The organism is Occallatibacter sp., from assembly GCF_036502485.1.
In the GTDB taxonomy this organism is placed as follows: Bacteria; Acidobacteriota; Terriglobia; order Terriglobales; family Acidobacteriaceae; genus Telmatobacter.
This window is the reverse complement of sequence record NZ_DASXYM010000181.1, coordinates 1-7790: the sequence shown is the minus strand read 5'-3', so window position 1 is coordinate 7790 and position 7790 is coordinate 1. Positions and strand designations below refer to the sequence as shown.

Annotated in this window: 7 protein-coding genes and 1 rRNA gene; 4 read left to right on the top strand and 4 right to left on the bottom strand. The window is 58.4% G+C overall.

The window, feature by feature from the left end:
- Positions 1–14 precede the first annotated feature (14 nt).
- Positions 15–130 (top strand): 5S ribosomal RNA (gene rrf / locus VGL22_RS21760).
- A gap of 104 nt (positions 131–234) precedes the next feature.
- On the opposite strand, the gene VGL22_RS21755 is transcribed toward rrf, so the two are convergent.
- The gene (locus VGL22_RS21755; protein WP_465269072.1) at positions 235–1080 is read right to left on the bottom strand and encodes a sulfotransferase family protein; all 846 of its coding nucleotides are present in this window, start codon (positions 1078–1080) and stop codon (positions 235–237) included.
- Between the two features lie 265 nt (positions 1081–1345).
- Between VGL22_RS21755 and VGL22_RS21750 the strand changes: the two genes are divergently transcribed.
- Positions 1346–2122 carry an inositol monophosphatase family protein gene (locus VGL22_RS21750; protein ID WP_465269071.1) on the top strand — a complete coding sequence of 259 codons (777 nt, stop codon included), beginning with the start codon at positions 1346–1348 and terminating at the stop codon, positions 2120–2122.
- Here VGL22_RS21750 and cysC read toward each other — a convergent pair.
- Genes cysC through VGL22_RS21735 form a run of 3 tightly spaced genes read right to left on the bottom strand, consistent with a single transcriptional unit; the run spans position 2051 to position 5630 of the window.
- Positions 2051–3958 carry an adenylyl-sulfate kinase gene (cysC, locus tag VGL22_RS21745; RefSeq protein WP_465269070.1) on the bottom strand — a complete coding sequence of 636 codons (1908 nt, stop codon included), beginning with the start codon at positions 3956–3958 and terminating at the stop codon, positions 2051–2053. The genes VGL22_RS21750 and cysC overlap by 72 nt on opposite strands.
- 1 nt (position 3959) lies before the next feature.
- Positions 3960–4880 (bottom strand): sulfate adenylyltransferase subunit CysD, encoded by a 921-nt coding sequence (gene cysD, locus VGL22_RS21740; protein ID WP_465269069.1) that lies wholly within the window; start codon positions 4878–4880, stop codon positions 3960–3962.
- Positions 4881–5630, bottom strand: a complete 750-nt coding sequence (locus VGL22_RS21735) for a TSUP family transporter (RefSeq protein WP_465269068.1) — start codon at positions 5628–5630, stop codon at positions 4881–4883. It lies immediately after the preceding gene.
- 371 nt (positions 5631–6001) lie between these two features.
- Here VGL22_RS21735 and VGL22_RS21730 point away from each other — a divergent pair, with 371 nt between their 5' ends.
- Both VGL22_RS21730 and VGL22_RS21725 read left to right on the top strand, forming a co-directional pair.
- A complete protein-coding gene (locus VGL22_RS21730; protein WP_465269067.1) occupies positions 6002–7483 on the top strand; it encodes a hypothetical protein in 1482 nt (493 codons plus the stop codon).
- 53 nt (positions 7484–7536) lie between these two features.
- On the top strand, positions 7537–7758 hold the full coding sequence (locus VGL22_RS21725; protein ID WP_465269066.1) for a tyrosine-type recombinase/integrase: 222 nt from the start codon (positions 7537–7539) through the stop codon (positions 7756–7758).
- Positions 7759–7790 lie beyond the last annotated feature (32 nt).

Below are 7790 nucleotides of genomic sequence, written 5' to 3'. Positions count from 1 at the left end.
AAACGCCTCAGTTTGCCGGTGACCATACCGCGAGGGATCACCCGTTCCCATCCCGAACACGGAAGTTAAGCCTCGCTGGGCCGATGGTACTGCACGGGTGACTGTGTGGGAGATTAGGTGATCGCCGGCAATAATATATCCACAAAAGCCCTGCCATCCGGCAGGGCTTTTGTGCTTTTGGATTACTTTCTTCAGTCTGCCGCTATTCCTAGAACTTCATGCAGCACGACCCCACTACTCCTGATGAACACCATCCTGAACCTTCCAGGTCTCCAGGCCTCGTCCCAGCAGACACTCCAACCCCTCCACTTCTGGCCGAAAGATTTCAGAAAGCTTCTGTATCGCTGAAGGAGAAATATCCGGAAGAGGCTTTCCGCCTCCCAGGAAGAGCTTGATGAACGACGAGGTGCGGACAGACGCGACAACCTGATCCAAGCCGCGGGATTTACACCAGTCGGCGAACAGCGTGGCCGCCCTCGTAGCCACGTAGCTTCGCGGTTGCGTCATGCGTTCTGAGGAATAGACTCGTTGTGCCTGCGACGCTGTCAAACGAATCTCCCGCATGCCGATGAAGTCTGTGACCGTATCGACGAAAGCCTGCGGAGTATTGACCAGGTCATCGTAGGTCGTGATCAGCAGTTGCCGCTCCGGGAAGAGGGCACGCCATTCCGCGAGTTGTGTCCAGTAAAGCCCGGAGTTGATCAACTCGGGATCCGTCCGAAGCGCCTCTTCGAAGTCGCTGGGAATTCTCCCATAGGCGCACTTCATGCGATAAAGCGAGACGGCGCGCTGCACGGGGTTGCGGAAAATGAAGACGATTTTCGCGTCTGGAATTGTAGAAGCGATGTTGTGCCGCGCATCCGCAGAAGCGAAGTAGGTGGGCGCAACCTCTCCCACCGGTCCATGAGCAGGCCGCGGGAACCGCCTGCGATACCAATCGAGACCGCGTTCGAAATGGAGATCGAAAAACCGCGTTTCCTTGGTTGGGGACGGCAGCGTGGCATGAGGCTCAAGGACCTTATGCAGCCAACTGGTTCCAGTCCGGGGGGGACCGACTACAACAAACGACGGCAGTTCCATGATCCAGCCTCAGAATGTTCGTGCGAGATACTCTGTTGTTGGCCCGGGGACCTTCTCAGTTGATCGTTGAGTGGCCGCAACCGCAATCAAGTGCATCACAGGGTAAAGAGGCACACGACCTCTACTCCGTACGATACGAAGTAGCTCGTTGGGGTTGGCTGACGTTTTATTCTGAACTCGGCTTGATGGTGTGAACCATAGCCGGACTCCCAGCCGGAAAGGTAAAGGTCGTTTGAGATCTGAAACGGAAACACTGGAATTGCACGTGAGTAACGATCTGCAGCGCATAAAAGATACCCTTATACTCGTCGCACAAGAGATCGCTTGCACCGATCTGACGTGTCTCGAGGTCACCCGCTCCGAAGGCGGCGACCCGACTACGAAGCTGGACAGAAGAATCAACCAGGTCATTCATCAAACCCTCCCGCAGAGTGACGAAGGCTGGTTATCAGAAGAAACGCGGGACGATCCAGTGCGGTTAGCGTGCCGGCGCTTGTGGGTGGTCGACCCCATCGATGGCACGAGAGAGTTCGTGGAGGGCATCCCGGAGTGGGCCGTATCCATCGGCCTTGTGATGGATGGTCAGGCAGTTGCCGGCGGTGTACTGAATCCGTGCACGGGTGAGCTGTTCCTGGGCGCGACGAACGCGGGCGTGGATCTCGTGAGACTCGACGATAGGGAGGCGGCCGCGTCCGGGCACCGTTCCTGCCTGTTGGTGAGCCGGCGGGAGCACCGTGAGAATAAGTGGCGTTCTTTTGAGGAACAAGGGCTGCCGATCCGGCCGGTAGGGTCGATCGCGTATCGGCTCGCGCGCGTGGCGGCCGGAATGGACCTTGCGACTTGCACCTTTGAACCGAGGAGCGAGTGGGATGTTGCGGGCGGAGTGGCTCTGATGAATGCAAGCGGAGGCCGCGTCGAAACTGCTTCCGGCGAGGCCATCCGCTTCAATAAAGAGGTTCCGAAGCTCACCTCATTCTTCGCTTTTGCTAAAGACTGTCCTCCCGAGATTCCGCGGCTCCTGCGTAACACCGGCCGTCCATAACGGGTTATTCAGCTCAGACGGTAATGGGTCCAGCGCGGGATCAAGGTGCGGCTCCCGCCCACTACGCAAGCGCGCCTCAACGGCGTCCACTACTTTATCTGCGCACTCCGCGATGGTCTCGATATCCGTACGACACTCCACATCTGGCGCAAGAGGTGGCTCGTACGGATCATCGAGCCCTGTGAACGAGGGGATCTCTCCTGCGCGCGCGCGCCGGTACAAACCCTTCACGTCGCGCGATTCGCAGACGGACAAAGGCGCGTTAACGTAGACTTCCAGGAAGCTTCCGATCCTGTTCTTGATCTCATCCCGCACCGTCCTGTAGGGCGAAATGGCGCTCACCAGGGACATCACTCCGTTCCGGGTCAGCAACTCCGCCAGGAAACCCATGCGTCGGACATTCTCGTCACGGTCTTCCTTGCTGAAGCCGAGCTCGCGCGAGAGATTGCGGCGCACTTCATCCCCGTCAATCTGCTCCACGCGATAGCCGCGCGCCCAGAGCCTTTCGTAAATGGCCTTGCACAAGGTGCTCTTGCCGGCAGAGCTTAAGCCGGTGAGCCAAACGGTGATCCCCATGTTTCCTGAGACGCTGTGCATCACCTGCTTGCGTTCATGGACCGACTCGATCATGCCTGCGGCCAACGTGAGGTTGGTCACGGGATCTATAACGATGAAAGCGCCGGTTTCGCGATTCTCACGATACGCATCGCAGAAAATGGGCCGGTGCGTCTCCACGTCCACAAGTCCGATGTCATTGAGCTTTAGTTCATTGGCTGGCTGTTCTGAGACGGTCTGCACATCGAGCCGTGAGATGACGCGCGTGATGTTGGCACAGACGATTTGTGAAGTGTGTTTGATCAGGTAAGGACGGCTGGGGTCCAGGCGTACGTCCGACATCCAAACTACCCTTGCCTGAAATGAGCGTGCAGATTTGGGCGGCCGGTCGGGGCTGACCAGCATGTCGCCGCGGCCTACGTCCACATGATCTTCGAGACACAGGGAAGTCGACATCGGCGCGTAAGCCTCTTCGAGGTCCTGGTCAAAAGAGGGAATCCCTGCGACGCGCGTGCGCTTTCCAGATGGAAGAATCAGGACCTCGTCGCCGACAGCGATACTGCCGGAGAGAATGCGGCCCGAGTAGCCCCGCTCGCCTCTGGCGCGGATGACGTACTGGACGGGCATACGAAATGGCGCATCCTCGACTTCTTCGGCTCCCGGAACCGTCTCCAGATATTCAAGCAGCGTGAAGCCGTCATACCAAGGCATGCGATCGCTGCGCCGAACGATGTTATCGCCAGCCACCGCAGCCACGGGAATGAAGTAGATGTGCGAGCCCGGCATCTTCTGTGCGATGGCCTCGAACTGATTCTGCACGCGCCAGAAATCCTCCTGGCTGAAACCGACGAGATCCATCTTGTTCACAACTACAAGAATTTCCCGGATGCCCAGCAGCCAGGAGATGTAGGAGTGACGAATGGTCTGCGGCAACACACCTTTGCTGGCATCCACAAGGATCAGCGAAGCGTTGGCCGTGGAGGCACCAGTAGCCATGTTGCGTGTGTATTCTTCGTGGCCGGGTGTGTCGGCGATGATGAACCGGCGCTTCTGACCGGAGAAGAAGCGATAGGCGACGTCGATCGTGATGCCCTGCTCCCGTTCGGCCCTGAGGCCATCAGTCAGGAACGCAAGGTCAAGACCGTTGCGCGAGGCGCGCGTGGCGGCCTGCAACTGGTCATCGTACACGGCGTGGCTATCGTGAAGAAGGCGTCCTATCAACGTCGACTTGCCATCGTCGACACTCCCGGCAGTGTTAAAGCGCAGCAGTCCTTGTGTCATATCAGAAATACCCTTCCCGCTTCTTCTGCTCCATCGAGCCTTCCTGGTCGTGATCGATCAAGCGGTTCTCCCGTTCTGATCGTTTCGCGCTCTTCAATTCCTCAATGATGTCGCGAACCGAGGTGGCCTCCGATCGCACTGCTCCTGTGCAGTAGGTACAGCCCAGGGAGCGCATGCGACACATCACCAGCTGCGGTACTTCTCCGGGCAGCAGAGGAGGATGGTGTTCAGTGGAGATGAGCGCTTCACCGCGCACTACGACCTGGCGAGGTTCGGCGAAATAGAGAGGAACAACGGGAATGTTCTCCTGTTCGATATACTCCCAGACGTCGAGTTCAGTCCAGTTCGAGAGAGGGAAGACGCGGATGCTTTCTCCCTTGTTGATGCGGCCATTGTAGAGAGTCCACAACTCGGGCCGCTGATTTTTGGGATCCCATTGTCCCATCGGATCGCGGAACGAATACACACGCTCTTTGGCGCGCGCCTTCTCTTCATCTCGGCGGGCGCCCCCTATGGCCGCATCGAAGTTGCCTTCGCGCAGTGCGGCAAGCAGTGCGCCGGTCTTGAGTTGAGCGCAACATTTTTGCGTGCCAAGTTTAAAAGGGCTGGCGCCCTCGGCGAGTGCCTTTTCATTTTTGTGCACGATGAGCCGCATGCCGACCTGCGCCGCAATTTGGTCGCGGAACTGAATCATTTCCCCGAATTTGTAGGACGTGTCAATGTGAAGCAGAGGGAACGGCGGTGGCGCCGGGTAGAAGGCCTTCTGCGCCAGTCGCAGCATTACGGAAGAGTCCTTGCCGATGGAGTACATCATCACCGGGCGAGAAAACTCCGCTGCAACCTCGCGCAGAATCTGGATGCTTTCGGCTTCAAGCATCTGCAAGTGGGTCAGTGTACGTTTTGCTGTGAGTTGTGCCTGCATTTATAGAATCCCGTTCAGACCTTTGATGAGGAGTGTGAGTCCGGTTCCTGCTACGCAAAACAGCAGAGACTTCCGAAGAAAATTCGCCGGAATATGACCGCATATAACGGCGCCAATCATGCTGCCCACCATTCCTGCCGGAATCATCCTGACAAGAGCCTGGGTGTCGCAATGACCGGCCATGGCCTGCATAATGCCTGCGATCCCACAGATTCCAATTCCGAAAGCGAGCCCGGTGCCAACGACTTCAGGCGGGGTGAGAGTGGTGAGGCGAAGCAACAGAACGGTGCCAAGCGCGCCGCTTCCTGAAGACGAGAAGCCTGACTCCAGGCCGATGGGGAATGCGACGAACGGGAGAAGCCGCTCGCGGCACTTCAGAGATCTCTCCACGCCGCCGAAATTGATCAGGCTTGAAAGCGAAGAGATGAGAACCACGGCGCCCACTCCGCAGAGCACCCAGTCGCTCGTATCCCGGATGGTAAGACCATCGAGGATTGTGGTTCCCAGAATCGCGCCCGGCACGCCGCCCAGCAGCAGGAAGGCGAGAACCCTGAACCTGACCTGTTTCCTGATGAAGTAGGCGATTACCGCCCAGAACTTGACGCACGCGGCGTAGACCAATGCGGTAGCTACCGCGGTGCGAGGCTGATAGCCCAGGATCAGGACGAGCGCAGGAGCGGTGAGTGTTCCGCCGCCTATGCCCGTTGTCCCGATCGCAAGCCCGATCAGCAGACCAATAGCTATTTCCATGGGCTACCTGCTCAGGCCCACCCACGGAGCGGATGGGGTAAGGATGTCTCTGTGTACAGAGAGTCAAGGACAAGTAATTCGTAGCTTTACGCCTGGGATGAAATTCGTGTTGCCAATCCAGCCCACAAAGGTGAGGGTCCCGATGGGCTTGGAAAAAGCAAGGCGGGTACTTTTGACCCATGTTTTTGCCGTTGCAGTTCCCCATGCCCAAATACAAGCGTCAATGCTGGGATGATCAAAATTCGCGTAAGGATGTTTGAGCACACCTACTATCGGGGAGAAACGGCGCCGCTTTCTCCGGCCCGTGCGTGGCATTCTGGACGTTAGGAAGTCTGAATGCAAAGCGTCGCCTGGGCGGAGCAAATCTGCGAATGAAGGACGGATTCAAAACACTGTCGCTTCTGGCTCTTATGACCGCCGTTGGATTTTTGGTCATGGGCTACCACCCGGGCACAGAAGACGACGCCGTCTACCTGGCCGCAGTGAAAGCAGCGCTGCACTCCAAGCTCTACCCGCACGACGGAGATTTCGTGCGTTTGCAGACCCAAGCCACTATGTTTGTTCCTGCCATGGCTGGGTTGGTCCGTTTCCTGCACGTGCGGCTGGCCTGGGTGGAATGCGTCGGCCAATTTCTCAGCCTCCTTGGCATCCTCTACGGGGCGCTCGGCATCGCGCGGCGGCTGTTCCCTGAGGCGCGTGCGCACTGGGCCGGCGTGATGCTTCTTTCCGTGACGTTTACGCTGCCGGTATCAGGCACGGCGCTCTACATTGCAGACCAACATCTGCATCCGCGCACCATGGCGACCGCGCTGATCCTGGTCGCCATCGGAAGAATGCAAAGCCGCAAGGCACTGCAGTCCATGCTCCTCCTTCTGGCCGCGTTTTCAGTTCATCCCATCATGGCAACGTTTGGTGCGTCGTTGTGCGCATGCATCGGTTGGGCTCAGAGCGGCGCTGCCGACAGGTTTGGGATGCGCCACTGGTTCGGCCGCAACGCGGGCATGGCTGCGGCCCCACTCGGCTGGATCTTTGAGCCCTCATCGGCATCATGGAGGCAGGCGCTCTCCACACGGACCTACTACTTCCTCTATCAATGGCGATGGTATGAGTGGCTGGGGGCGCTGGCGCCTCTCGCGTTGTTCTTCGCACTGCAGCGCATCGCCGGCAGGCGCGAGGATCGAAACCTGTCCAGATTCGCTTTGGGCGTGCTGCTCTACGGGGTATTCCAGCAGATTGCCGGAATGCTTATTCTGGCCAATGCAGGATTGGTTCGGCTCATGCCTTTGCAGCCCATGCGCTATCTCCAGCTGATCTACATTTTGATGATTGTGATTGGAGGTTCTCTTGCAGGGCGCTACTTACTCAGAGATGTTGCGTGGAGGTGGTGTGCTCTCGCACTCGCCGTTGGAGCCGGGATGTTCATTCCACAGCGCCTGCTATTCGCCAGCACTGAGCACATCGAGTGGCCCTGCATTTCCTCGCACAACGCATGGCTGCAGGCGTATGACTGGATCCGAAACAACACGCCGGAAGACGCATTCTTTGCGCTCGATCCCCGCTACCTCGCTTCGCCGGGTAACGACGAGCACGGCTTCCGCGCCCTTGCTGAACGCAGCCACCTTTCGGATGCGATCAAAGATCCAGCGGTGGTGACGCAGGTGCCGCGCCTGGGACCGGAGTGGCTCCGCGAGCAGCAGGCGATGGCTGGATGGGATCGCTTGGATGGTTCCGATTTTCGTCGGCTTCGGTCCGAGTTCGGCGTGGACTGGGTTCTGCTGAAGTATCGCTCCCTGCCCGACCTTGAGTGCGTCTGGCACAACGATCTTCTAGAGGTTTGCCGAATCCCGCAGTGACCCGTGTCCTGTCTCATCTGGAAGAGCGGGCCTACTTGGAGAGGGCATCTCCCGTGCTCCGGGACATTGCGCGGCTCATTCTGGAAACCGGGATGCGCCCGGAAGAGGTCTATACAATCCGGCCTGAGAACGTGGATCTGGAGCGGCGCACGATTCAGGTTCCCCAGGGCAAGACAAAGGCGGCGCGGCGGCTCTCGACCCTGACCTCTTCGGCGTTAGAAGTCCATGGTCGGCGCGATGAAGGACAGCAAGATTGTCTTGCACCTCTTGTATGACCTCCGCCACACTTGGGCGACGCGCGCGGCCA